Origin of the sequence: Streptomyces sp. NPDC126510 (assembly GCF_040302345.1) — a bacterium.
Classification (GTDB): domain Bacteria; phylum Actinomycetota; class Actinomycetes; order Streptomycetales; family Streptomycetaceae; genus Streptomyces.
Window position 1 is genome coordinate 172,288 of record NZ_JBEORR010000003.1, and the last position, 23,105, is coordinate 195,392.

Below are 23,105 nucleotides of genomic sequence, written 5' to 3' on the forward strand. Positions count from 1 at the left end.
GGTGCCGCGCATGGCTCGGGCGGCGTCATGCAAGGCTCGGGCGGTGCCGCGCATGGCTCGGGCGGCGTCATGCAAGGCTCGGGCGGTGCCGCGCATGGCTCGGGCGGCGTCATGCAAGGCTCGGGCGGTGCCGCGCACGGCTCGGCAGATGCCACATACGGCTCGGCCGGTGTCACATACGCGCGCGGGCCCGGCCGTCCACGCGCGGGCCCGGTAGTCCGCCCTCGGGCCCGGCCGTCCGCCTTCGGGCCCGGCCGTCGTGCCGGCGCCGTCGGGAGCCGGGCCTCGGGGCGTTCAGGATGCCGCCTGTGCCTCCGGCCCCGGCACTCCCTGCGCCGCCATCCGGGAGGAGAGCGCGGTGTTGAAACGCGTGAGGAGGTCGCAGAACGCCTCGCGCTCGTCGGCCTCCCAGTCGTGCGTCAGCTCGGCCATCAACTGGCGCCGGGAGGAGCGCACTTCCTCCAGCCGGGCCTGCCCGCGCGGGGACAGCTGCAGCACCACCGCGCGCCCGTCCTCGGGGTGGGAGGTGCGCTTGACCAGGCCGGTGTCGACGAGCGGAGCCACCTGCCGGGTGACCGTCGACGAGTCGATCCCCATGCTCGCGGCGAGTGCCTTGACGCCCATCGGGCCTTCCTTGTCGAGGCGGTTGAGCAGCAGATACGCGGCGCGGTCCATGGAGTTGCGCACCTGCCCGACCCCGCCGAGCCGGGTCTGTTCGGCACGGCGGGCGAACAGCGCCACCTCGTGCTGCAGCGTGTCGAGAAGACCGGTGTCACCGACGGTCGTCATGTCCATCGACATTTCAGGTGTTGTGGGCATGGCCGGGGGCTCACTTCGTGGAGGGCTGGCAGATTGGGGGACAGGGTACGCGGCCGGAGGGCAGGCCGTACCGGCGCTGCGCAAAGCGGGTCTCGGAGGTTGGTCACAACGGCCGTTCCCGCCTGTGAACTGCGATGCTGGAGTCATGAGCTACAGCACGGCTGACTCCTTTCGGCCCGTCACCCTCGACGACGTGCGCGGCGCGCAGAAGATGCTGTCGGGTGTGGCGCGGGTGACCGCGATGGAGGGCAGCAGGCACCTGTCCCAGATGGTCGGTGCGCCGGTGCACCTCAAGTGCGAGAACCTCCAGCGGACGGGCTCGTTCAAGCTGCGCGGCGCATACGTGCGGATCGCCGGTCTGCTTCCGGAGGAGCGTGCCGCCGGTGTCGTCGCCGCGAGCGCCGGCAACCACGCGCAGGGCGTCGCCCTCGCTTCCGCCCTGCTCGGCGTGCGCTCCACGGTGTTCATGCCGAAGGGCGCACCGCTGCCCAAGGTGAGCGCCACCCGGGACTACGGGGCGGAGGTGCGGCTGCACGGCCAGGTGGTCGACGAGACGCTGGCCGCCGCGCAGGAGTACGCGGCCGAGACGGGCGCGGTGTTCATCCACCCCTTCGACCACCCCGACATCATCGCGGGCCAGGGCACGGTCGGACTGGAGATCCTGGAGCAGTGCCCCGAGGCGCGCACGGTCCTCGTCGGCGTCGGCGGGGGCGGGCTGGCCGCCGGGATCGCGGTGGCGGTGAAGGCGCTGCGCCCGGAGGTGCGGGTCGTGGGCGTGCAGGCGGCGGGCGCGGCGGCCTACCCGCCCTCCCTGGCCGCCGGCCGGCCGGTGTCGGTGGAGAGGCCGGCGACGATGGCCGACGGCATCAAGGTCGGGCGGCCGGGGGACGTGCCCTTCAGGATCGTCGGCGAGCTGGTCGACGAGGTGCGCACGGTCAGCGAGGACGAGCTGTCCGCCGCGCTGCTGCTGTGCCTGGAGCGGGCCAAGCTGGTCGTGGAGCCGGCCGGGGCGAGCCCGGTCGCGGCGCTGCTGAGCGACCCCGGCGCCTTCGAGGGCCCGGTCGTCGCGGTGCTGTCCGGCGGCAACGTCGATCCGGTGCTGATGGAGCGGGTGCTGCGGCACGGCATGGCCGCGCAGGGCCGTTACCTGGCGGTCCGGCTGCGGCTGACGGACCGGCCCGGTGCCCTTGCCACTCTTCTGGGCGTGCTGTCAGTGGTCGACGCTAACGTCCTCGATGTGAGTCACCTGCGAACCGACCCACGGCTCGGGCTCACGGAGGCGGAGGTCGAGCTGCACCTGGAGACGAAGGGCCCGGCGCACTGCGCCGAGGTGGGTCAGGCGCTGCGCAAGGCGGGCTACACGGTCATCGGCTGACCGGGCTCCCGAGCCGGTCGAAGATCCTTTCGTCTCACGGAGAGCAACGCGGGAAAACTCATTGTGAGACGCGATACATCGCGTTATGGTGTGTCGGTGAGAAGCTTCACCGGACATCCGTCCGGTCATCCCCGAAGACGTGGAGACTCATATGCCAGGCGCCATCTACACCGAAGGTCTGGTCAAGACCTTCGGTGATGTAAAGGCCTTGGACGGCGTCGACCTCGACGTGCCCGAGGGCACGGTTCTCGGCCTGCTAGGGCCGAACGGCGCGGGCAAGACCACGACCGTCCGCTGCCTGACCACCCTGCTGCGGCCCGACAGCGGACGAGCGGTCGTCGCGGGCATCGACGTGCTGAAACAGCCCGACGCGGTCCGCCGCTCCATCGGCCTGTCCGGCCAGTTCGCGGCCGTCGACGAATACCTCACCGGCCGGGAGAACCTCCAGATGGTCGGGCAGCTGTACCAGATGCGGGCGAAGGCGGCGAAGGAGCGCGCGGCCGAACTGCTCGAGCAGTTCCACCTCACGGACGCCGCCGACCGCCCCACCAAGACCTACTCGGGAGGCATGCGCCGCCGCCTCGACCTCGCGGCGGCCCTGGTCGTCTCGCCGCCCGTGATGTTCATGGACGAGCCGACCACCGGCCTCGATCCCCGCAACCGCCAGCAGCTGTGGGAGGTCATCAAGCAACTGGTCTCCGGCGGCACCACCCTGCTGCTCACCACGCAGTACCTGGAGGAGGCCGACCACCTGGCCCACGACATCGCGGTGGTCGACCACGGCAAGGTCATCGCCCAGGGCACCTCCGACCAGCTCAAGGCCCGCACCGGCGGCGAGCGCGTCGAGGTCGTGGTGCACCAGCGCGAGCACATCCAGGCCGCCGCCGAGGTCCTCGGAGGCTTCGGCAAGGGCGAGACCACCGTCGAGGACCACATGCGCAAGCTCACCGCCCCCGTGACCGGCGGCGCCAAGCTCCTCGCCGAGGTCATCCGCGAACTGGACACCCGGGGCATCGAGATCGACGACATCGGCCTGCGCCGGCCGACTCTCGACGACGTCTTCCTGTCCCTCACCGGACACGTGGCCGAGACCAAGGACCAGGAGAACGACAAGGAGGCCGCCCAGTGAGCGCCGTCACCGACACCGTGCGGGTCGCGCCGGCCGCGAACCCGGTCAGCCAGTCTCCACGCTTCACAACGTCGAGCATTCGAGGTCGGCACGTGAGTGCTGGGAAGGGGTGTCCCGCATGAGCATGGTTGCCGACTCGCTGGTCATCGCCCGCAGGAACCTGATTCGTATGACCAGAATTCCCGAGATGGTCCTTTTTGGGGTCATCCAGCCAGTAATGTTCGTGGTCCTGTTCACGTTCGTCTTCGGCGGCTCGATGAGCATCGGGGGGTCCACCGATCCGGACGTCTACAAGAACTTCCTGATGGCCGGCATCTTCGCCCAGACGGTGACCTTCGCGACCGCGGGATCGGCCGCTGGTATCGCGGACGACATGCAGAAAGGGCTCGTCGATCGCTTCCGCTCCCTACCGATGGCCCGCGGTGCGGTGCTGACGGGCCGGACCGTCGCGGATCTCGTGCAGACGTGCATCACGCTGACCGTCCTGGCGATCGTCGCGCTGATCGTCGGATGGCGCACCGGCTCGGCCGAGCCGACCAATGTAGGCCGAGTCCTGGGAGCCTTCGGGCTGCTCCTCCTCCTCGGCTACGCCTTCACGTGGATCGGGGCCCTGATCGGGCTCTCGGTCCGGACCCCGGAGGCAGCCACTTCGGGTGGGATCATCTGGCTGTTCCCGGTGACGTTCATCTCGAACGCCTTCGTCGACTCCAGCCAGATGACGCCCTGGCTGCGGCACATCGCGGAGTGGAACCCGTTCAGTGCGACGGTGCAGGCGTGCCGCGAGCTGTTCGGCAATCCGGGCGTGGTCCAGTCCGACGCCTGGCCCATGCAACATCCGGTCTGGGCGTCCCTGATCTGGTCCGTTTTGATCGTCGCGATCTTCCGGACTCTTGCAGTGCGGAAGTACCGGGCGGCGGAAGGCTGACCGGTTCCGCCCTCACGAACGAAGAAGCCTTCACCGAACAGGTGGGGGCTCTCTTCGTGGGGTGCTGACGTCACGCGCGCGGGCACACAAGCTCGGGATGGTGCCGGTTCGGACGGCACGCCAGGCTGAGCGACACGATGTTGCCCGGCAGAAGGAGGCCGACTCGGGCGGCTTCGAGGGTCGAGGGCGGCCTGAAGTAGGCGAACGGCCAACATGAGCATGCCCCCAACCTCGCGGTTGGGGGGTCTTCGCCGTGGCGGGAGTCGATCAACTTGTAGTCGACCAATCGCTTTGTGCTACCTTCCGGGCAGGAAAGAGACAGGTGGGCAGAAGCGCAACCGCTGCCCATCGGACAGTAGAAGTACGGTCATTGACCACCGTTCTACCCGAGCCTTGTTGACGTGGTTGCACAACGAGACTCGACCGAGTGGCCGGCACCGCCAAGCCGGGCGCTCAAGGAGTCACGTCCGGCCTACCGCCAGCCGGACAACTCCTTTGCGTCACCTGTTCATTGGGTGACCGGTCGAGTCTCATGCCGAGAGTAGCCCGGTCACCTCCGACACTGGAGGGAAACACCGGGCATGAGCCCCAACCAGAAGACGCTACTCGCCGCTTTCGTGGCGTTCGTCACCTCTGTCGCACTCGGCGCGATCTGCGCTCTGCTGTTCGTGCTCATCGACGAGGAGCACGACGACTGGGCAGTCCTGGTGGTGTTCGGGACCGTGGCTGGCTTCCTCTTCCCGGGTTCCGCTGCATGGGTCGCGCTGTTCGAGTTCTCCGACACTCGCCCCCAGCCACCTGCATCCGGACAGGCGCCCCCGAACTCGCAGGGGTCGCCTGTGCCGTGACTACCGGACGGGGCAGGCGTCGGTCGCGCACTCCTCGTCGGTGCCGTCTTCCACGGAGGTCACAGCGTATTGGGCGAACTCGCTGGCCGTAATCCGCTGGTACGGGGCTTGCGCGTAGGTGCCGTCCGGCACCTGGGTGGCGCCCTTCGGGTCGGGCAGCCACGCCTTGATGATCTGTGCCGCCTCGCCGACCGGGTACTTGCCGTCGGGGGAGTTCACCGTGAACGAGACGGCGTTGTCGGCGTCACCGGTCTGGTGCATCGCCTGCATGGCGAGCATCGGTCGATCTCGTCGGCGGACTCCACGATGGCCGGGTCGTAGCCCATGGCCTCGACCTCGGCGACCAGCTTCTCCTTCGTCGGGTAGGCGACGACCATCGTGCTGCCGGACTGGACGCAGCTGCACTTCTCGACCAGGTGGCCGGCGTTTCAGAGCCTCCTGCACCGTCTTGGCCTGGGCCGGGGTAGGTAATCGAGAACCGGACGCGGCGCAGGTAGTGCCGGGCGTAGATTGGATCGATGTCCTCGCTCACGCCGTGCAGCTTGGCGGATCGAACCGGTCGGCGTGGCGGTCGCCTCCTCGGCGTGGTCGTCGAGTGCCGGATGAAGCGGTCGTGGGTGGCATCCCCGACCGCGCCGCCCCAATTGCCGCCTCGCCGAGCTGGACGAGCAGATCGGGAAGTGTCACGAGTGCAGATAGGGGCTCTCCGGTGTCGGTCTGGCCACGCTGTAGCTGTAGCGGGGCGGGCGTTGCCGAGGACCTCGCACGGAGTAGCGGACCAGCGCGGGAAGAATGCTTGCCCCGACGGTTGGGGCAGGTGACTTCTAGGGGGCGCGCCGTTTGGTGGGGAGCGGAAGCATTGTGGCGTCTAACCGGCCTCCTGCTCAGGCTTTTCCCAACGCACCTGACTATGAGTGAAGTTGGCGTAGATCATCTGACGAGTAGCCGAATACGTAGCTCCTCTGACAGGCCATCACATGGAAGACCCCAGGAGGCGGGCACCCCCTGGGGTCGGCCGGTCGAGGACCGGCTGCCAGTCACGGAGGGACTGACATGGGAAAGAATATCGTTGCGCGCGGACGCCGGAGGGTGCAGAGCATCGTCCGCGTTGCCATCTACCTGCGCGTCTCCACCTCGCAGCAGCTTGAAGGGTACGGCCTGAAGGTTCAGGAGGAGCAGTGCCGGGCCTGGCTTGCCTACGCCCTGCGCGGACAGAAGCACGTGGTTGTCGATATGTACGTGGATGGCGGAGTATCGGGAAAGCTTGCCAATCGTGACAACCTGATCGCCTGACCGTCGACGTCATGGGCGGCAAAGTCGATCTGGTCGTCTTCGGCAAGCTCGACCGCATCGGCCGCACCATGAAGAACATTCACCGTTGGGTGTACGACGTCACTGGCCATGGCGCCCGAGTGGCCACCGCTGATGGTCGCATCGACTCCGAAGACGACAAGTTCGGCATCCAACTCGCGCTCCTCGCCTACATGGCCGAAGTTGAGCATGCCCTGATCCTTGAGCGCACTCTGGGCGGCCGGATGCAGAAGGCTGCCACCGGGGGTTGGCCGCTGGGTGAACCGCCCTTCGGCATCATGCTCGGCGCGGACGGAGAGCCCGTGCTCAACCCGGAGGAGGTCAAGCAGATCGAGGCGTATGCCGCCTTCGTGATCGACTCGCCTGAGCCAGTGACACAGGAGGACGCGGCCCGTCATCTCAACGCCATCGGATACGCCCAGCGCAACGGCAAGCCGTGGGCGGGAGGCAACCTCGGCCGGCGTATTGAGGCCAGCCTTCGCGGATACGTCGAGTTCGTATTCGCGGGAGAGAACGAGGACGGCGACCCCATTACCACGACCTTCCGAGTCGACGTCCCGAAGCCGCTGGTCGAGGAACGTATCGAGCAACTACGCATGGCCATCAACCGGGGCAGGCGTGCCAAGGGCATGCACTCCCGGTACTTGCTGTCCAACCGCCTCATCAGCGTGTGCGGGGCGCACCGGACAGGCAGCACCCTTGCCACGGGTCGCTACTACCGGTGTATGGGTCGGCGCATCGCAGGGGAAGCGGCGAAGAACCACGACGATTGCTGGGAGCTGCCGGTTCAGGACGTCGACGCGGCTGTCTGGTCCGAGATCGAGGGCCTGCTGGAAGACAAGACGAAGCTTCACGGGCTGATCACCAAATGGCTGGGCAGCGTGCCGGACCGGGCTGCTTCCTACCGGCGCCGAGTGGCCGAGCTGGACGAGCAGCTTGAGAAGAAGCGGTCGAGCCGCAAGCGCAAGATTGCCTTGCTTCTGGCCTCCGGCGAGGATGAGGACGACGCCGCCCTGATCGAGGAACTCAGGGCGGAGCTCGAGCAGCAAGAGGAGGAGTTGCTTCAGGAGCGCAGCCGCGTCGAGGATTGGCTGGGCGACGCGGAAGCGCAGGAAGATCGGGCCGGGGAGCTCCTCCGCGCGGTGGACAGGACCGATACCGCGGCGGAGGACTTCACCCTCGACCAGAAGTTGGATCTTCTGGAGCTCCTCGACGTTCAGATCCAGATCATGGACAGGGGCGTGCCTCGGCACAAGGGTTTGGTGGACCCCATCACGGAGTGGCACCGAGAGAAGGACATCCCAGTCCCCGCTGAGCTGACAGACGAGATGTGGGGCAAGGTCAAGGGCATCCTGTCTGGCACGCGCCAGTGGAAGGATGTGCGTGGAGCGTTCGATGTGATGTTGGAGAAGCTGCGCACCGCGAAACCGTGGAACGAGTACAGCGGCTGTGAGCGGATCGGTGGACGGACTTATGCGTCGCTGTACCGGCGTGTCCATCACTGGTTTGACTCTGGGGAGTACGAAGCCGCCCTGGAGGCTCTGAGGCCCTATCCAGCGGCTCATGTGCCGCCCCTGTACGTGCTGCCTCGCATGCTGGTCACCGGTGCGGTCGATCCGAAGTTCACCGCTGCTCAGGTAGCGAGGGAGTGCGACCAAGGCCGGGAGGGCACACGGAGTCGGCGAGGGGGCGCCCGGTGAGCAGCGCTCCCGCGTGGGGCGACGATGCCAGCCACCGGGGAGTTCTTGTCGTCGGCGGCGCTGGTGCTGCTGCCGATCTGCAGACGACCCTCACCCTGGCCGTCGTCGCCCTGCTGGTCGCTGGCGCGTCTACCGTGTGCTGTTCGCCAACCCGGGCCAGTCCCCGTCGGACGCCTGGCCCATGCAGCACCCCGTGTGGGCCTCGCTGATCTACTCGATCCTGATCCTGCTGATCTTCCGGACCCTCGCGGTGCGCAAGTACCGCTCGGCGACGGCATGACGATGCCCCCGGCGCCGCAGCGGCGCCGGGGGCACGTCAGGGATCGGGTGGCCGGTCAGCCCTCGTACGGCTCGGCCTTGAGGATCTTCACCAGGGCCTTCTTGCCGTTCGGCAGCTCGTACTCCGCGTCCTCGCCGACCTTGTGGCCGATCACACCGCTGCCCAGCGGGGACTGCGGCGAGTAGGTCTCGATGTCGGAGCTCGCGTACTCGCGGGACGCGAGCAGGAACGTCAGCGTGTCGTCCTCGTCACCGTCGAACGCGATCGTCACTACCATGCCGGGCGCCACCGCACCGTCCGCCGCGGGCGCTTCGCCGACCTTGGCGTTCTCGAGGAGCTGGGTGAGCTGGCGCACACGGAGCTCCTGCTTGCCCTGCTCCTCCTTGGCCGCGTGGTACCCGCCGTTCTCACGCAGGTCGCCCTCCTCGCGCGCCGCGGCGATCTTCGCGGAGATCTCCGCCCGCGCGGGACCAGTAAGGTACTCAAGCTCAGCCTTGAGCTTGTTGTACGCCTCCTGGGTCAGCCAGGTGACGTTCTCGCTGGTCTGGGTCACAGGTGCTCCTCGTAGGTACTGGGAATACAAAGCATCGCCCTACCCAGAAGAATGTTCCTTCACGGAAGGGCGAAACCACGAGCCTAACAATTCAGGGGCCCGAGGGGGAGGACATAAGCGACCAGAATCACGTCTAAGCAGGTCAGGCTCTACGTATTCCAGGTGACCTCAAGCTGTCGTCAGCCGGCGTGGCAGCCCAGCAGCTCGGCCGTCGTCCCCGGGGAGGTCGTACGGAGCGTGACGACCTTGTCGATGCGGGTCCCGTCCCCGTCGAAGCGGAAGTCGGCCCGGCCCACCTCGGCCCCGTTCTCGGCCTGCGAGCGCACGGTGCAGTAGCCCTCGGTGCCGGCGTCCTTGCGGACCTCCAGATGCACCTGCACGGACTTCTTGCCCGGCTCGAAGCTGATCACCTCGGCGCTGATCTCGTTCTTGGCGACGTAGTGGTAGCCGAACCAGCCGACGAGCCCCAGCAGTGCCACCGCGAGGACGGCGCCCACGACCTTGAGCGTGCGGTCGGCGCGCTCGTCCGAGGAACGGCCGTAACGGCCCTCGGGCAGTCGCGTGCTCGCCGAACTCATGATCGTCCTCCAGGCAGGGCCGGGATCAAGGTCCCGGAAGGGGCTCCAGGACCGGGCCCCGGAATTATTCGCCCCCCGATTCGGTCACTATAGAAGCCGCTGATTGCGCCGACGCACACAGGGCGCCGACTTACTGAGGATTGAGTCTTGACTGACCAGTTGCGACTGATGGCCGTTCACGCCCACCCCGACGACGAGTCGAGCAAGGGCGCTGCGACCATGGCGAAGTACGTGTCCGAGGGGGTGGACGTGCTGGTCGTGACCTGCACGGGCGGGGAACGCGGCTCCATCCTCAATCCGAAGCTCCAGGGCGACGCGTACATCGAGGAGCACATTCACGAGGTACGCAAGAAGGAGATGGACGAGGCCAGGGAGATCCTGGGCGTCAAGCAGGAGTGGCTCGGCTTCGTCGACTCGGGCCTGCCCGAGGGTGACCCGCTGCCGCCGCTGCCGGAGGGCTGCTTCGCCCTGGAGGACGTGGACCACGCGGCCGGTGAGCTGGTGCGCAAGATCCGCGCCTTCCGGCCGCAGGTGATCACCACCTACGACGAGAACGGCGGCTACCCGCACCCCGACCACATCATGACCCACAAGATCTCCATGGTGGCGTTCGAGTCGGCGGCGGACACCGAGAAGTACCCGGAGGCCGAGTACGGCCCCGCCTACCAGCCGCAGAAGCTCTACTACAACCAGGGCTTCAACCGCCCGCGCACCGAGGCCCTGCACCAGGCCATGCTCGACCGCGGCCTGGAGTCCCCCTACGGGGACTGGCTCAAGCGCTGGGAGGAGTTCGGCATGAAGCAGCGCACCCTCACCACGCACATCCCGTGCGCCGAGTTCTACGAGATCCGCGACAAGGCGCTGATCGCCCACGCCACGCAGATCGACCCGGACGGCGGCTGGTTCAAGGTGCCCATGGAGATCCAGCAGGAGGTCTGGCCGACGGAGGAGTACGAGCTGGCGAAGGCCCTCGTCGATACCTCCCTCCCCGAGGACGACCTCTTTGCGGGCATCCGCGACAATGCCTGACATGAGCGCAAGCGCAAGCCTGGCAATGACGCACCTCGTCTCCTTCGCCAAGGAGGTCGACGAGGACAAGGTCACCCCCGGCGTCCTCGGCTTCATCGTCTTCGCGGCGATGGCCCTGGCGGTGTGGGCCCTGATGAAGTCCATGAGCCGGCACATGAACCGGGTCGACTTCCCCCAGGCCCCGGACCCCGAGGCCGAGCAGCCGGAGCAGTCGGAGGCGGAGCCGTCCCGGGCGGACGGGAAAGCGGAAACCGCAGAAGCGGAGCCCTCCGGCCAGGGCGCCAAGAAGCAGGGCTGACGCCCTCACCCGGGGGGCACCACCCGTCGGCGACCGGCGACGCCCGCCGCCGACGGGCAGCCCGGTGTCTCCCGGTGTGCCGCAAGGGGCGCTCTGACCGGGTGCTACGGGCGCCCCGGGCTCGGCGCCCCGAGGCCTGCAAGAGCTACGCCTTCGGATCCACCGCCACCCCCATCACCTCCCGCGCATGCCGGTTCGGCACCATGCCGAGGCGCCAGGCCTGCCAGCCCGCCTCCAGGGTGACGCCCCGCTCCAGCAGCAGCCCGTACGCGTCGAGGTAGTCGTCCAGCTTGCCGTCGCGCAAGGCGTGGCTCGCGCGGGACAACTGCGCCAGTTCCTCCTGTGCCACCGCCGTACCCACCTCCATGCCGCCCGGGGCCGAGTAGGGCAGGAGCGTGCAGCGCAGGAAGCGGGCCCAGTCCTCGCCCCGGCGGTCGCCGTAGGACGCGAACAGCTCCACCGCCTCGTCGCACAGGGCCAGCGCCTGCTGGGTCCGGGCGTTGCCCGCGTCCACGACCGCCAGCTCCAGGCACGTCCAGGCCTCGCCGTGGGCGACGCCGATGCGCTGGAAGTCGGCCCGGGCGTCGACGAGCAGCTGGCGGGCGAAGCCCGAGTTGCGCAGGGAGCCCGTCTGGGCCGCCCGCTGGTCCCGGGTGACGCGGGCCGAGTGATGGCGTGCGCAGGCCAGCCCGTAGACGTCCCGCATGCGGGAGAACATCGTGCGGGCCCGCTCCAGCTCGCGGACCGCCTGGTCGAGGTCGCCGGTCTCCTCCAGGGCCTGGCCCAGGTAGTACAGCGTCCAGGCCTCGCCGCGCGCGTCCTCGTTGTCGCGGTGGCGCGCGGCCGCCCCGCGCAGCTCCTCCACCGCCGGGGACGCGTCCCCCGCGACCAGCAGCGCCCGGGCCAGCTGGGTCAGCGCCCAGGCCTCACCGCGGGCGTCACGGGTCCGCCCGTACAGCTCCAGGGCCGCCCGCAGCTCGGCCTCGGCCCGCGGGACGTCGCCCATGCGCAGCCCCAGCTGACCGAGCTGGAAGTGCGCCCAAGCCTGGCCGTGCACGGACTCGCCCGCGCGATGCAGGACCAGGGACTCGGTCAGCAGCTCCAGGGCCTCTCCCACCCGGGCGCGGTCCCGCTCGACGGCCGCGAGGGCGTGCATCGTCCAGGCCCGGTCGGTCGCCAGCTCGGGAGAGGCCTGCAACGCCAGGGCCTCGCGGAGCTTCTCCGACGCCTCCGTCAGGTTGCCCTGGTGGTGCAGGGTGATGCCGAGGGAGCACAGCGCGCGGGCCGCACCGGCGTCGTGATGGGCCTCCCGGTAGAGGTCCACGACCGACGCGAGGGTGGTACGGGCCTTGTCCAGCTCGCCCAGCTGCCGTGCCGCGATACCCGTGCGCCACTGCACCGAGCGGACCAGGAGACCCTCGTCCACCGCTTGGGCCAGCTCACTGATCTCACCCAGCCGGTACAGGTCGCCCCGCAGCAGGCAGTAGTCGCACAGCGCGCCCAGCAGGTTCAGCACCGCCGCCTGGTCCACACCCTCGGCGTGCCGCAGCGCCGCCGTGATGAAGCTCGACTCGTCGTCCAGCCAGCGCAGCGCCTCGTCGAGGGACGTGAAGCCGTACGGGCTGAAGCGGTTGGTGCGGGTCGACATGTTGCCGTCGACCATCCGCAGCACCGAGTCGGCCAGCTCGGCGTAGTTCACGATCAGCCGCTCCTGCGCCGCCGTGCGCTCGGCCGCCTCCTCCTCGTCGAGGAGGCGCGCCTGGGCGAAGGAGCGGACCAGGTCGTGCAGCCGGTAGCGGTCGCCCCGGACGTGGTCGATCAGACCGGCCCGGGTCAGCACCCGCAGCTGGCGCTTGGCCTCCGCCTCGTCCGTGGCCAGCAGCGCGGCGGCCGCCGCGGCGCCCAGCGAGGCCCGCCCGGCCAGGGCCAGCCGGCGCAGCAACCGCCGTACGGTCTCCGGCTGGTCCGTGTAGCGCAGCCACAGGGCGCGTTCGACCGGCTCGACCGGTCCGTAGGCGTCGAGGTCCGTGGCCAGCGCGCGGGGGGAGCGCGGGCCGAGACCCGAGCCCGCGATGCGCAGCGCCAGCGGCAGCCCGCCGCACAGCTCCCGGACCCGGTCCGCGGACTCCGCGTCGTACGGCCCGGAGCGGTCCTGAGCCGCCGCGCCCAGCAGTTCCTCCGCACCGGCGGCGTCCAGCGGCTCCACCGCCAGCCGGTGCACCCGCGCGGGCAGGCCCTCCAGCTCCAGCGGACCCCGAGCGGTCACCAGCACCAGGCTGTCGGACCGCTCCGGGACCAGGGCCCGGATCTGCTCCGCGTCCGAGGCGTCGTCGAGGACGACGGTGACCGGCAGGCCCGTCAGATGCTGGTGATACAGCTCGCTCAGCCGTTTGACCTGCTGGTCCGGTGAGGAGCGCTCGCGGAACAGCAGCTGTTCACGGGGTGCGCCGAGCCGGTTCAGCAGATGCAGCAGGGCGTCACGGGTGGACAGCGGGGCCCCGGCCGGCCCCTCGGCGCGCAGGTCGACGACGCAGGCACCGCGGAAGTAGTCCTTCAGATCGTGCGTGGCGTGCACCGCGAGCGTCGTACGGCCGCTGCCGGGCGGGCCGTGCAGCACGACCACGGTCGGCTGCGTCTCCGTGCTCGCGCGGGCCGCCTGCACCCACTGCCGGATCTGCGCCAGCTCCTGCCGCCGCCCCGCGAACGGCGCCACCGGTTCCGGGAGCTGCCCGAAGGACTGCTCCAGCACGTTGCGCCCGCGCGCCGCCGCGCTCTTGTCCGCGCCCCGCAGCCGCGGGCCGCCCGTCTTCTTGGGGCCGGTCGAGGCCGCGAGCACCCGCTGCTGGTCCAGGAACGGCCGGATGCCCCGCACCTCCAGCGCCGTCAGCCACTGCAGCCGCAACTGTTCCGGCCCGCCCGGCTGGCTCACGGCCCCGGCGCGACGGCTCGCGGCCGGCAGATGGGACCCGACCACCTTCACCACCGTCGCCGCGGCCCCCACGACGCCGACCGTCACACCCGCCCCCAGAGCGGTCCCGGTTCCCGTCCCCAGTGCCATGTCCGCGACGACGGCCGCGAGGGCCGCGACCCCGGCCACCAGCAGGGGTGTCCCGGCGCCCTCCCGGGCGTAGCGCTGTCCGAAGGTCAGCTGACCGGCCGCCGCCTCGTCCAGGGCGCGCGTGTAGGCCTCGTACTCCTCGGACGCGCTCCGCGCCATCACATCGAGCGCCCCGCGCGCCCGTGCGAGCAGCACTTTCCCGTCGGTGCGGCCGCCCGAGCGCCGCACCTCCTCCTCCACGGCCCGCCCCAGCAGCCGCTCGGCCTCCGCCCGATGAGCGTCCCGCATGTCACGTCCCCCTCCGGCGGCAACTCCTGTGGCTACGAGTGTCCTTGGTGGGAGGCGCGAGCGCGAGGGGGCGACGATCAACGTTTGCGGTCCGGTGACCTACGAGCGCCCTTCGTGCGAGGGGGGGCGCGTTCCGTGGCCGGGTGGCCGTCGTGAGGCAGGATGGAAGCATGCCGAACCGACTGGCTCATGAAACGTCCCCGTACCTCCTCCAGCACGCCGACAACCCCGTCGACTGGTGGCCCTGGTCGGAAGAGGCTTTCGAGGAGGCCCGGAAGCGGAACGTGCCCGTGCTGCTCAGCGTCGGATACAGCAGCTGTCACTGGTGTCACGTCATGGCGCACGAGTCCTTCGAGGACCAGGAGACCGCCGAGTACCTCAACGCGCACTACGTGAGCGTGAAGGTCGACCGCGAGGAGCGTCCCGACGTCGACGCCGTCTACATGGAGGCCGTGCAGGCGGCGACGGGGCAGGGTGGCTGGCCCATGACCGTCTTCCTCACCCCGGACGCCGAGCCGTTCTACTTCGGTACGTACTTCCCGCCCGCTCCCCGCCAGGGCATGCCCTCCTTCCGGCAGGTGCTCCAGGGTGTGCACCAGGCGTGGGACGAACGGCGGGACGAGGTGAACGAGGTCGCCGGGAAGATCGTCCGGGATCTGGCCGGGCGGGAGATCTCCTACGGCGACGCGCAGACCCCGGGCGAGGAGGAGCTCGCGCAGGCGCTGCTCGGGCTCACCCGGGAGTACGACCCGCAGCGCGGCGGTTTCGGCGGGGCGCCGAAGTTCCCGCCGTCCATGGTGCTGGAGTTCCTGCTGAGGCACCATGCGCGGACCGGCGCCGAGGGCGCTCTGCAGATGGCGCAGGACACCTGCGAGCGCATGGCCCGGGGCGGGATGTACGACCAGCTCGGGGGCGGCTTCGCCCGCTATTCCGTCGACCGGGACTGGGTCGTGCCGCACTTCGAGAAGATGCTGTACGACAACGCTCTGCTGTGCCGGGTGTACGCCCATCTCTGGCGCTCCACCGGCTCGGAGCTCGCGCGGCGCGTCGCCCTGGAGACCGCCGACTTCATGGTGCGTGAACTGCGCACGGCCGAGGGCGGGTTCGCCTCCGCGCTGGACGCCGACAGTGATGACGGCACGGGGAAGCACGTCGAGGGCGCGTACTACGTGTGGACGCCGGAGCAGTTGCGGGAGGTCCTCGGCGAGCAGGACGCCGAGCCGGCGGCCCGGCACTTCGGGGTGACCGAGGAGGGGACCTTCGAGGAGGGCGCGTCCGTTCTCCAACTGCCCGTGCGGGACGGTCTCGTCGACGCGGAGAAGGTCGCCTCCATCCGGGAGCGGCTTCTGGCGGCGCGGTCCGGGCGGCCGGCGCCCGGCCGGGACGACAAGGTCGTCGCCGCCTGGAACGGCCTCGCGATCGCCGCCCTCGCCGAGACCGGCGCCTACTTCGACCGGCCCGACCTGGTCGAGGCCGCCGTCGCCGCGGCCGACCTCCTCGTCCGGCTGCACCTGGACGAGCAGGCCCGGCTCACCCGCACCAGCAAGGACGGCCATGCCGGCGCCAACGCCGGTGTCCTGGAGGACTACGCGGACGTGGCGGAGGGCTTCCTCGCGCTGGCGTCCGTCACCGGGGAGGGCGTCTGGCTGGAGTTCGCCGGGTTCCTCCTCGACCACGTCCTGGTCCGTTTCGCCGACCCCGAGTCGGGTGCGCTCTACGACACCGCGGCCGACGCCGAGCGGCTGATCCGCCGCCCGCAGGACCCGACCGACAACGCGGCCCCGTCAGGCTGGACCGCGGCGGCGAACGCCCTGCTGAGCTACGCCGCGCACACGGGGTCCGAGCCTCACCGGACCGCCGCCGAAAGGGCGTTGGGTGTCGTGAAGGCGCTGGGGCCGAGGGTGCCGCGCTTCATCGGCTGGGGGCTGGCCGCGGCGGAGGCGGTGCTGGACGGGCCGCGCGAGGTCGCGATCGTGGGTCCGGCCCTCGACGACGAGGGCACGAGGACCCTGCACCGCACGGCACTTCTGGGCACCGCGCCCGGTGCGGTGGTCGCGGTGGGTGTTGCGGGGAGCGAGGAGTTTCCCCTGCTCGCGGACCGTCCGCTGGTCGGTGGTGAACCGGCCGCGTACGTCTGCCGTAACTTCACCTGTGACGCCCCGACGACCGAGTCCGACCGGCTCAGTACCGTCTTGAGTGGCTGAAGTCACGTATCAACGGAAACATGGTCTTTATCTGAACAGCCCCCAGGTTTCACAGTTCCCCCCTAATCTCTGCACAGTGACGTGGCGGACGAGGCCGTACCGGCCCACCGTCACGACCGGGGGTTCTGGGATCTGGGGGGATCTGCTTGCTGACGTCTGTCTTCATCGCTGCTGTTTCGCTTGCCCTGTTCTGGATGGCGGCCTTCACCCTGTGGTGGCAGATGCACGCCTGGCGTACGCCGGAAGTGCTCGCCTCCACGCGGTTCAGCAGCCCGGACGGGGACGAGCACGTCTCCTTCTCGCTGCTGCTGCCCGCCCGGCACGAACAGGCGGTGCTGGACCACACGATCCAGCGGCTGCTGGAGTCGAGCCACACCGACTTCGAGATCATCGTGATCGTCGGGCACGACGACCCGGAGACCACCGCGGTGGCCGAGCAGGCCGCCGCGCGTGACCCACGGGTCCGGGTCGTCGTCGACACACACGAGAAGAAGAACAAGCCGAAGGCCATGAACACGGCGCTGCCGCACTGCCGCGGCGACGTCGTCGGGGTCTTCGACGCGGAGGACCAGGTCCACCCCGAGCTCCTCGCCCACGTCGACCACGCCTTCCTCACCACCGGTGCGGACGTCGTGCAGGGCGGGGTGCAGCTGATCAACTTCCACTCCAGCTGGTACAGCCTGCGCAACTGCCTGGAGTACTTCTTCTGGTTCCGCTCGCGGCTCCATCTGCATGCGCAGAAAGGTTTCATTCCGCTTGGCGGAAACACCGTCTTCGTCCGCACGGACGTCCTCAGGGAGGCCGGCGGCTGGGACCCGAACTGCCTCGCCGAGGACTGCGACCTGGGCGTGCGCCTGTCCAGCGTCGGCAAGAAGGTGGTCGTCGCCTACGACTCCGACATGGTGACCCGGGAGGAGACCCCCGGCTCGCTGATGTCCCTGTTGAAGCAGCGCACCCGCTGGAACCAGGGGTTCCTCCAGGTGTACCGGAAGAAGGACTGGAAGCAACTGCCCAGCCTCGGGCAGCGGCTGCTCGCCCGCTACACCCTGATGACCCCGTTCATGCAGGCCTTCACCGGCCTGATCATCCCGCTCAACGTGGCGATCGCCCTGTTCCTGGACGTGCCCGTCGGCATCGCCTTCATCACCTTCCTGCCGGCCGTCACCGCCCTGGTCACCTTCGTCTTCGAGATCGTCGGACTGCACGACTTCGGCAGGCAGTACGGGCTGCGCGTCCGCTTCGCGCACTACCTGAAGCTGATCGTGGGCGGCCCCTTCTACCAGGTCCTGCTCGCCGGTGCGGCCGTACGGGCCGTGTGGCGTGAGCAACGCGGCCGCAACGACTGGGAGTTGACGACCCACGTCGGCGCGCACCTCGACGAGAGCGCCGTGACCCGGCAGAACGCGACCCGAGAGGACGTTCCCGCGTGACCTCCACCCTTCCCGCGGCGACCACCCCGAAGGTCCCCGCGCAGCGCCGGCCCGCGCCCCGCACCGGTGCGCACCGCCGCGTGGAGCCGCCGCGCCGGCTGCGCTCCTCCCGGCCCGACCTGATCCTGTGCGGCGTCCTCCTCGTGGCGGTCCTCGTCGTGCAGGGCTGGAACATCGCCGACTACCCGGCCCTCAGCGACGACGAGGGCACCTATCTCGCCCAGGCCTGGTCGGTCCAGCAGGGCGACGGACTCGCCCACTACACCTACTGGTACGACCATCCGCCGCTCGGCTGGATCCAGATCGCCGTCCTGACCTGGATCCCCGCGCTGATCAGCCCCGAGTCGATGACGGTGGGCACCATGCGCGCCGCGATGCTGGTGATCAGCGGCATCAGCGCGGTCCTGGTCTACGTGCTGGGCCGGCGCCTCGCGCTGCCCCGCTGGGCGGCCGCGCTCGGCATGGTGTTCTTCGGGCTCTCGCCGCTGTCGGTCGTCCTCCAGCGGGAGATCTTCCTCGACAACCTCGCGGTGATGTGGACGCTGCTGGCCTTCACCCTGGCCGCCTCCCCGAGCCGTCACCTCTGGCACCACTTCGGTGCGGGCATCGCGGCCGCGACGGCCGTGCTCACGAAGGAGACGATGCTCGTCGTCCTGCCCGCGCTGTTCCTCACCATGTGGCGCCACAGCCACAAGGACACCCGCAAATTCGCCCTCACCGGAGCCGTCACGGCGTGCGCCCTGATCGGCTTCTCGTACCCGCTGTTCGCCCTGCTCAAGGGCGAGTTGCTGCCGGGGGCGGGGCACGTGTCCCTCTGGGACGGCGTCAAGTACCAGATGACCAGACCGGGTTCGGGCTTCATCCTCGACCAGGGATCCGGTTCCTGGGGCGTGCTCCAGTCCTGGCTGTACTACGACAGGATCCTGCCGCTCGGCGGCCTAGCGGGCGCGTTGCTCCTGCTCGTCACCTGGCGATGGTCGGTCACCGCCCGCGCCCTGGCCGGGCCGGCCCTGGCCGTGGCGATCTTCGCCGCGCTGGCCCTGCGCCCGAACGGCTACCTGCCCGCGATGTACGTCATCCAGGCCCTGCCGTTCCTCGCGCTGGTCCTCGCCGGAGGCACCGCCTCCGTCGCCCACGCCGTGCTGAGCCGCTGGCGCTCCGAGGCGGAGAAACGGTACGTCAGCGCGGGCCGGTACGCGCTCGCCGGCGTCCTCGCCCTGGCCGCCGGCGCCTACGTCGTCCCGCACTGGTACGAGGGCGCCCGCACGGCCGTCACCACCGACGCCAACGCCCCCTACCAGGCCGCGTCCAAGTGGCTGGCCACGGAGGTCGAGGACCCGGAGCGCACCCGGGTGCTGGTGGACGACGCGCTCTGGCTGGACCTGGTGCACCAGGGCTACCGGCCGGGCCTGGGCGCCATCTGGTTCTACAAGGCCGACCTCGACCCCGCGGTGACGAAGACGATGCCGCGCGGCTGGAAGGACCTCGACTACGTCGTCGCCTCGCCGACCGTACGGCGGGACGCGGCCGACCTGCCCAACGTCAAGGCCGCCATGGAGCACTCCGAGCCGGTCGCCACCTTCGGCACCGGCGAGGACCGCATCGAGATCCGCCAGATCCAGACGTCCGCCGGAGGCGCGCGATGAGCCAGGAGTCCACCGTCCCCGGCGAGGTCGTCGAGACCGCCGAGATCCCCGAGCCGGGCGCCGTCACCATCGTCGTACCGACGTTCAACGAGTCCGCGAACGTACGGCAGTTGCTGCACCAGATCACCGAGGCCGTCCCGGCCCGGCTGCCCTGTGAGGTCGTCTTCGTGGACGACTCCACCGACGACACGCCCGAGGTCATCGAGAAGGCCGCGCAGGACTGCCCGTTCCCCGTCACCGTGCTGCACCGCGAGGAGCCGGTGGGCGGCCTCGGCGGCGCGGTCGTCGAAGGCATGAAGGCGGCCACCTCGGACTGGATCGTCGTCATGGACGGCGACTGCCAGCACCCGCCGTCCCTCGTGCCCGACCTGGTCGCCACCGGCGAGCGGGCGGGCGCCGGGCTCGTCGTGGCCTCCCGGTACGTCAAGGGCGGCAGCCGGGCCGGACTCGCGGGCAGCTACCGCGTCTTCGTCTCGCGCGGGGCGACCTGGCTGACCAAGGCGCTGTTCCCGCGCCGGCTGCACGGCATCAGCGACCCGATGAGCGGCTTCTTCGCGATCCGCCGCAGCGCGGTCACGGCCGAGGTCCTCCAGCCGCTCGGTTACAAGATCCTCCTCGAACTCGCCGTCCGCAGCCGCCCGCGCACGGTCACCGAGGTGCCCTTCGTCTTCCAGGACCGGTTCGCCGGGGAGTCCAAGTCGACCGCCCAGGAGGGCTTCCGCTTCCTGCGCCACCTGGCCGGACTGCGCACCGCCTCCTCGGTCGCGCGCATGGTCGGGTTCGGCCTGATCGGGCTGACCGGCTTCCTGCCGAACCTGGTCGGCCTGTGGGCGCTGACCGCGCTCGGCATGCACTACGTACCGGCGGAGATCCTCGCCAACCAGCTCGGCGTCGCCTGGAACTTCCTGCTCATCGAGCACCTGCTGTTCCGCGAGCGGCGCCGGCACCGGCGCTGGTGGGACCGGGCGGGGCGGTTCGCGCTGCTCGCCAACGCCGACCTGGTGCTGCGCATCCCGCTGATCGCCCTGTTCGTGCACCAGCTCGACCTGGGCGTGCTGTCGGCCACCGCGCTCGCGCTGGTGACGACGTTCGTCCTGCGCTTCGCCGGGACCGAAGCGCTGGTCTACCTGCCGCGCCGGGGCCGTGAGACGCCCGCGCGCGGGAGCCGCACCGCGAGGAGAACCACGTGAACCTTCGTCGCAGAACGACCGCACTCCTGTCCGTGGCGGCCCTCACCTCGGGCCTGCTCCTGACCGCACCCCAGTCCGCCTCCGCCGCCAACCTCATCAAGAACCCCGGCTTCGAGACGGCCGGCACCGACGGCATGCCCTACTGCTGGGAGAAGTCCGGCTGGGGCGACAACGACTTCACCTTCACCACCACGGCCGACGCCCACACCGGCTCCCAGGCCATGAAGGTCGAGCTGACCCGCCGGGTCGACGGCGACCGCAAGGCGCTGATCACCGAGTCCGCCGCGTGCGCACCGGTGGTGACGCCGGGCAAGCAGTACGACCTCGGCCTCTGGTACAAGACGACGACCCCGGACGCGGCGATCACCCTGTTCCGGCACGACACGACGGCCGGCTGGCAGTACTGGACCGACCTCAAGACGCTGGACATGGCGGGGAACTGGACCGAGGCCACCGTCCGCACCCCCGAGGTCCCGGCCGGCACCGACCGCATCACGTGGGGCGTCTCCGTCTACGGCACCGGCTCCGCCACCACCGACGACTACACGATGGACCAGGTGCCCGACCCGGTCCTGCCGCCCGCGTGCACCGGCACGGCCGAGAGTTGCGCGAACGGCAAGTGGGACGTGCTGCCCACGCGGAACCCCGTCCGCTCCATGCACTCGGTCGTCCTGAACAACGGCAAGGTCCTGCTGATCGCGGGCTCCGGCAACGACGAGTCGATGTTCGAGGCCGGCACCTTCACCTCGGCGGTGTACGACCCGCAGAAGGGCACCTACAAGGTCATCCCCACGCCGAAGGACATGTTCTGCGCCGGCCATGTGCAGCTCCAGGACGGCCGCGTGCTGGTGATGAGCGGCAACAAGGCGTATCCGGTGCCGGGCGGGCACGGCTACGAGGGCTTCAAGGACTCGTACGTCTTCGACCCGAAGACCGAGACCTACTCCAAGACCAACGACATGAACGACGGCCACTGGTACCCGTCGGCGACGATCCTCGGCAACGGTGACGTCATCTCCTTCGGCGGGCTGCGCGAGGACTCCACCGGCTCGGTCACCGCCGAGCTGTTCTCCGAGGCCGAGCAGCGGTGGCAGCCGCTGTGGAAGGTCAACCAGACCTGGTCCTACTGGGGCCTGTACCCGTCGATGATCCTCATGCAGGACGGCCGCCTCTTCTACTCGGGCAGCCACGTCTTCGGCAACAACATCCCGGGCACGGGGTCGGCGATCTACGACTACGGCGCCAACACCACCACCCAGGTCCCGGGCCTGCGCGACAAGGACGAGCGCGACCAGTCGGCCAGCGTGCTGCTGCCCCCGGCGCAGGACCAGAAGGTCCTCACCCTCGGCGGCGGCAACATCGACTCCAACCCGGACGCGAACCGCCTGACCGACATCATCGACCTCAAGCAGCCGAGCCCCGCCTACGTGGCCGGGCCGCCGATCCCGCAGGGCACGGTCGACCTCGGCAACGGCCCGGTCCCGCAGACCGGGAACCAGGGCAAGATGTACGTCTCCGCGGTGCTGATGCCCGACGGCAAGGTGCTGGAGACGGGCGGCGCGCTGCACAACCGCGCCGACCCCGTCTACGAGACGTCGATCTTCGACCCCGCGTCGGAGACCTTCGACCCGGTCGCCGTCGACCCCGAGGCGCGCGGCTACCACTCCTCGGCGTTCCTGCTCCCGGACGGCCGGATCATGACGACCGGCGACAATCCGGGCAACGGCACCTGGAACCACGACGTGTCGGTGTACAGCCCGCCCTACCTGTTCAAGGGCCCGCGCCCGGCGATCACTTCCGTCATCGACACCGAGTGGAACTACGGCGACACCCAGCGGATCACCGTCGACCGGCCCATCGCCAAGGCCGAGCTGATCCGCCCGGCCGCCGTCACGCACTCCTCGGACCCGAACCAGCGGTTCGTGGACCTGCCGCTCTCCGTCGACGGCAACAACGTCGACCTGAACGTGACGAGCAACCCCAACCTGGCCCCGCCCGGCTGGTACATGCTCTTCGCGGTCGATGCGAACGGCGTGCCCTCGGTGGCGAAGTGGGTGCACCTCCAAGGCCCGCAGGCGCTCAAGGCGACGGACGCCTCCGCCCATGTCCACGACTTCGCGGAGGAGCCCACGGGCAAGGTGGTCAAGCCCGGCAAGAAGCGGACGTCGCAGAAGGTCAGCCCGACGATCTCCGGTTGCGACCGCCACTACGGCTCGATCAACGTCTGCGTGCCGACGGACTTCCCGGCGGAGGTGAAGAGGACGACGGCGGCCCGCTGCGAGTGGCTCAAGACGAACGACTACGGCCGCCTGAAGATCAACGGCAAGGATGACCCCCTGAGCCTGGACAGGAACAGGGACGGAATCGCCTGCGGCAAGGGGGACCTGGCCAGGCGTTGAGGGCGCCCCCAAGGGGCGCGCCCTCAGGGGCGCGGGGAACTGCGC

At 69.8% G+C, this 23,105-nt stretch carries 18 protein-coding genes and 1 pseudogene; 14 read left to right on the top strand and 5 right to left on the bottom strand.

The window, feature by feature from the left end; translation table 11 throughout:
- Positions 1-294: 294 nt before the first annotated feature.
- Positions 295-801: a MarR family winged helix-turn-helix transcriptional regulator gene (locus ABTX60_RS04745; RefSeq protein WP_352095809.1), complete on the bottom strand. Its 507-nt coding sequence runs from the start codon at positions 799-801 to the stop codon at positions 295-297.
- A 163-nt stretch (positions 802-964) separates the two neighbouring features.
- Between ABTX60_RS04745 and ilvA the strand changes: the two genes are divergently transcribed.
- The 4 genes from ilvA (at position 965) to ABTX60_RS04765 (ending at position 5,096) form a co-directional block, all read left to right on the top strand.
- Positions 965-2,194 (top strand): threonine ammonia-lyase, encoded by a 1,230-nt coding sequence (gene ilvA, locus ABTX60_RS04750; RefSeq protein ID WP_352095615.1) that lies wholly within the window; start codon positions 965-967, stop codon positions 2,192-2,194.
- A gap of 151 nt (positions 2,195-2,345) precedes the next feature.
- Complete coding sequence (locus tag ABTX60_RS04755) at positions 2,346-3,323, top strand: ATP-binding cassette domain-containing protein (protein ID WP_352095616.1); 978 nt, start codon at positions 2,346-2,348, stop codon at positions 3,321-3,323.
- Between the two features lie 118 nt (positions 3,324-3,441).
- Complete coding sequence (locus ABTX60_RS04760; RefSeq protein ID WP_352095617.1) at positions 3,442-4,248, top strand: ABC transporter permease; 807 nt, start codon at positions 3,442-3,444, stop codon at positions 4,246-4,248.
- A gap of 581 nt (positions 4,249-4,829) precedes the next feature.
- On the top strand, positions 4,830-5,096 hold the full coding sequence (locus tag ABTX60_RS04765) for a hypothetical protein (RefSeq protein WP_352095618.1): 267 nt from the start codon (positions 4,830-4,832) through the stop codon (positions 5,094-5,096).
- Here the strand turns inward: ABTX60_RS04765 and ABTX60_RS04770 are convergent, their stop codons facing one another.
- Positions 5,097-5,375 (bottom strand): hypothetical protein, encoded by a 279-nt coding sequence (locus ABTX60_RS04770; protein WP_352095619.1) that lies wholly within the window; start codon positions 5,373-5,375, stop codon positions 5,097-5,099. It abuts the gene before it with no gap.
- 774 nt (positions 5,376-6,149) lie between these two features.
- Here ABTX60_RS04770 and ABTX60_RS04775 point away from each other — a divergent pair.
- The 3 genes and pseudogenes from ABTX60_RS04775 to ABTX60_RS04785 form a co-directional block, all read left to right on the top strand.
- Positions 6,150-6,389, top strand: coding sequence for a recombinase family protein (locus ABTX60_RS04775; protein ID WP_352095620.1), 240 nt, complete (start codon positions 6,150-6,152; stop codon positions 6,387-6,389).
- Between the two features lie 11 nt (positions 6,390-6,400).
- A complete protein-coding gene (locus tag ABTX60_RS04780; protein ID WP_352095621.1) occupies positions 6,401-8,107 on the top strand; it encodes a recombinase family protein in 1,707 nt (568 codons plus the stop codon).
- A gap of 133 nt (positions 8,108-8,240) precedes the next feature.
- Positions 8,241-8,387: pseudogene (locus ABTX60_RS04785) on the top strand (ABC transporter permease); the annotation flags it as partial.
- Positions 8,388-8,442: 55 nt separating this feature from the next.
- Here the strand turns inward: ABTX60_RS04785 and greA are convergent.
- The gene (gene greA / locus ABTX60_RS04790) at positions 8,443-8,940 is read right to left on the bottom strand and encodes a transcription elongation factor GreA (protein WP_352095622.1); all 498 of its coding nucleotides are present in this window, start codon (positions 8,938-8,940) and stop codon (positions 8,443-8,445) included.
- Positions 8,941-9,119: 179 nt separating this feature from the next.
- Positions 9,120-9,518, bottom strand: a complete 399-nt coding sequence (locus tag ABTX60_RS04795; RefSeq protein WP_352095623.1) for a DUF4307 domain-containing protein — start codon at positions 9,516-9,518, stop codon at positions 9,120-9,122.
- A 147-nt stretch (positions 9,519-9,665) separates the two neighbouring features.
- On the opposite strand from ABTX60_RS04795, the gene mca reads away from it, so the two are divergent.
- Positions 9,666-10,547 carry a mycothiol conjugate amidase Mca gene (gene mca / locus ABTX60_RS04800; RefSeq protein ID WP_352095624.1) on the top strand — a complete coding sequence of 294 codons (882 nt, stop codon included), beginning with the start codon at positions 9,666-9,668 and terminating at the stop codon, positions 10,545-10,547.
- A complete protein-coding gene (locus tag ABTX60_RS04805) occupies positions 10,540-10,845 on the top strand; it encodes a hypothetical protein (RefSeq protein WP_352095625.1) in 306 nt (101 codons plus the stop codon). The genes mca and ABTX60_RS04805 overlap by 8 nt, the downstream gene beginning before the upstream one ends.
- 145 nt (positions 10,846-10,990) lie before the next feature.
- On the opposite strand, the gene ABTX60_RS04810 is transcribed toward ABTX60_RS04805, so the two are convergent.
- Positions 10,991-14,191 (bottom strand): tetratricopeptide repeat protein, encoded by a 3,201-nt coding sequence (locus ABTX60_RS04810; protein ID WP_352095626.1) that lies wholly within the window; start codon positions 14,189-14,191, stop codon positions 10,991-10,993.
- Positions 14,192-14,361: 170 nt separating this feature from the next.
- Here ABTX60_RS04810 and ABTX60_RS04815 point away from each other — a divergent pair, with 170 nt between their 5' ends.
- The 5 genes from ABTX60_RS04815 to ABTX60_RS04835 all read left to right on the top strand — a co-directional run bounded on the left by ABTX60_RS04815 (position 14,362) and on the right by ABTX60_RS04835 (position 23,060).
- Positions 14,362-16,395: a thioredoxin domain-containing protein gene (locus ABTX60_RS04815; protein ID WP_352095627.1), complete on the top strand. Its 2,034-nt coding sequence runs from the start codon at positions 14,362-14,364 to the stop codon at positions 16,393-16,395.
- Positions 16,396-16,541: 146 nt separating this feature from the next.
- Positions 16,542-17,825: a glycosyltransferase gene (locus ABTX60_RS04820; RefSeq protein ID WP_352095628.1), complete on the top strand. Its 1,284-nt coding sequence runs from the start codon at positions 16,542-16,544 to the stop codon at positions 17,823-17,825.
- The gene (locus ABTX60_RS04825) at positions 17,822-19,471 is read left to right on the top strand and encodes an ArnT family glycosyltransferase (RefSeq protein WP_352095629.1); all 1,650 of its coding nucleotides are present in this window, start codon (positions 17,822-17,824) and stop codon (positions 19,469-19,471) included. The genes ABTX60_RS04820 and ABTX60_RS04825 overlap by 4 nt, the downstream gene beginning before the upstream one ends.
- A complete protein-coding gene (locus ABTX60_RS04830; protein WP_352095630.1) occupies positions 19,468-20,661 on the top strand; it encodes a glycosyltransferase in 1,194 nt (397 codons plus the stop codon). Before ABTX60_RS04825 ends, ABTX60_RS04830 begins: the two co-directional genes overlap by 4 nt.
- Positions 20,658-23,060: a galactose oxidase family protein gene (locus ABTX60_RS04835; protein WP_352095631.1), complete on the top strand. Its 2,403-nt coding sequence runs from the start codon at positions 20,658-20,660 to the stop codon at positions 23,058-23,060. Before ABTX60_RS04830 ends, ABTX60_RS04835 begins: the two co-directional genes overlap by 4 nt.
- The last annotated feature ends 45 nt before the right edge of the window (positions 23,061-23,105 follow it).

What these genes read in the sequence shown, in the direction of transcription:
- ABTX60_RS04745 (WP_352095809.1), bottom strand. Translation starts at nt 801, where the DNA reads ATGTCGATGGACATGACGACCGTCGGTGACACCGGTCTTCTCGACACG.
- ilvA (WP_352095615.1), top strand. Translation starts at nt 965, where the DNA reads ATGAGCTACAGCACGGCTGACTCCTTTCGGCCCGTCACCCTCGACGAC.
- ABTX60_RS04755 (WP_352095616.1), top strand. Translation starts at nt 2,346, where the DNA reads ATGCCAGGCGCCATCTACACCGAAGGTCTGGTCAAGACCTTCGGTGAT.
- ABTX60_RS04760 (WP_352095617.1), top strand. Translation starts at nt 3,442, where the DNA reads ATGAGCATGGTTGCCGACTCGCTGGTCATCGCCCGCAGGAACCTGATT.
- ABTX60_RS04765 (WP_352095618.1), top strand. Translation starts at nt 4,830, where the DNA reads ATGAGCCCCAACCAGAAGACGCTACTCGCCGCTTTCGTGGCGTTCGTC.
- ABTX60_RS04770 (WP_352095619.1), bottom strand. Translation starts at nt 5,375, where the DNA reads ATGCTCGCCATGCAGGCGATGCACCAGACCGGTGACGCCGACAACGCC.
- ABTX60_RS04775 (WP_352095620.1), top strand. Translation starts at nt 6,150, where the DNA reads ATGGGAAAGAATATCGTTGCGCGCGGACGCCGGAGGGTGCAGAGCATC.
- ABTX60_RS04780 (WP_352095621.1), top strand. Translation starts at nt 6,401, where the DNA reads ATGGGCGGCAAAGTCGATCTGGTCGTCTTCGGCAAGCTCGACCGCATC.
- ABTX60_RS04795 (WP_352095623.1), bottom strand. Translation starts at nt 9,518, where the DNA reads ATGAGTTCGGCGAGCACGCGACTGCCCGAGGGCCGTTACGGCCGTTCC.
- ABTX60_RS04805 (WP_352095625.1), top strand. Translation starts at nt 10,540, where the DNA reads ATGCCTGACATGAGCGCAAGCGCAAGCCTGGCAATGACGCACCTCGTC.
- ABTX60_RS04810 (WP_352095626.1), bottom strand. Translation starts at nt 14,191, where the DNA reads ATGCGGGACGCTCATCGGGCGGAGGCCGAGCGGCTGCTGGGGCGGGCC.
- ABTX60_RS04815 (WP_352095627.1), top strand. Translation starts at nt 14,362, where the DNA reads ATGCCGAACCGACTGGCTCATGAAACGTCCCCGTACCTCCTCCAGCAC.
- ABTX60_RS04830 (WP_352095630.1), top strand. Translation starts at nt 19,468, where the DNA reads ATGAGCCAGGAGTCCACCGTCCCCGGCGAGGTCGTCGAGACCGCCGAG.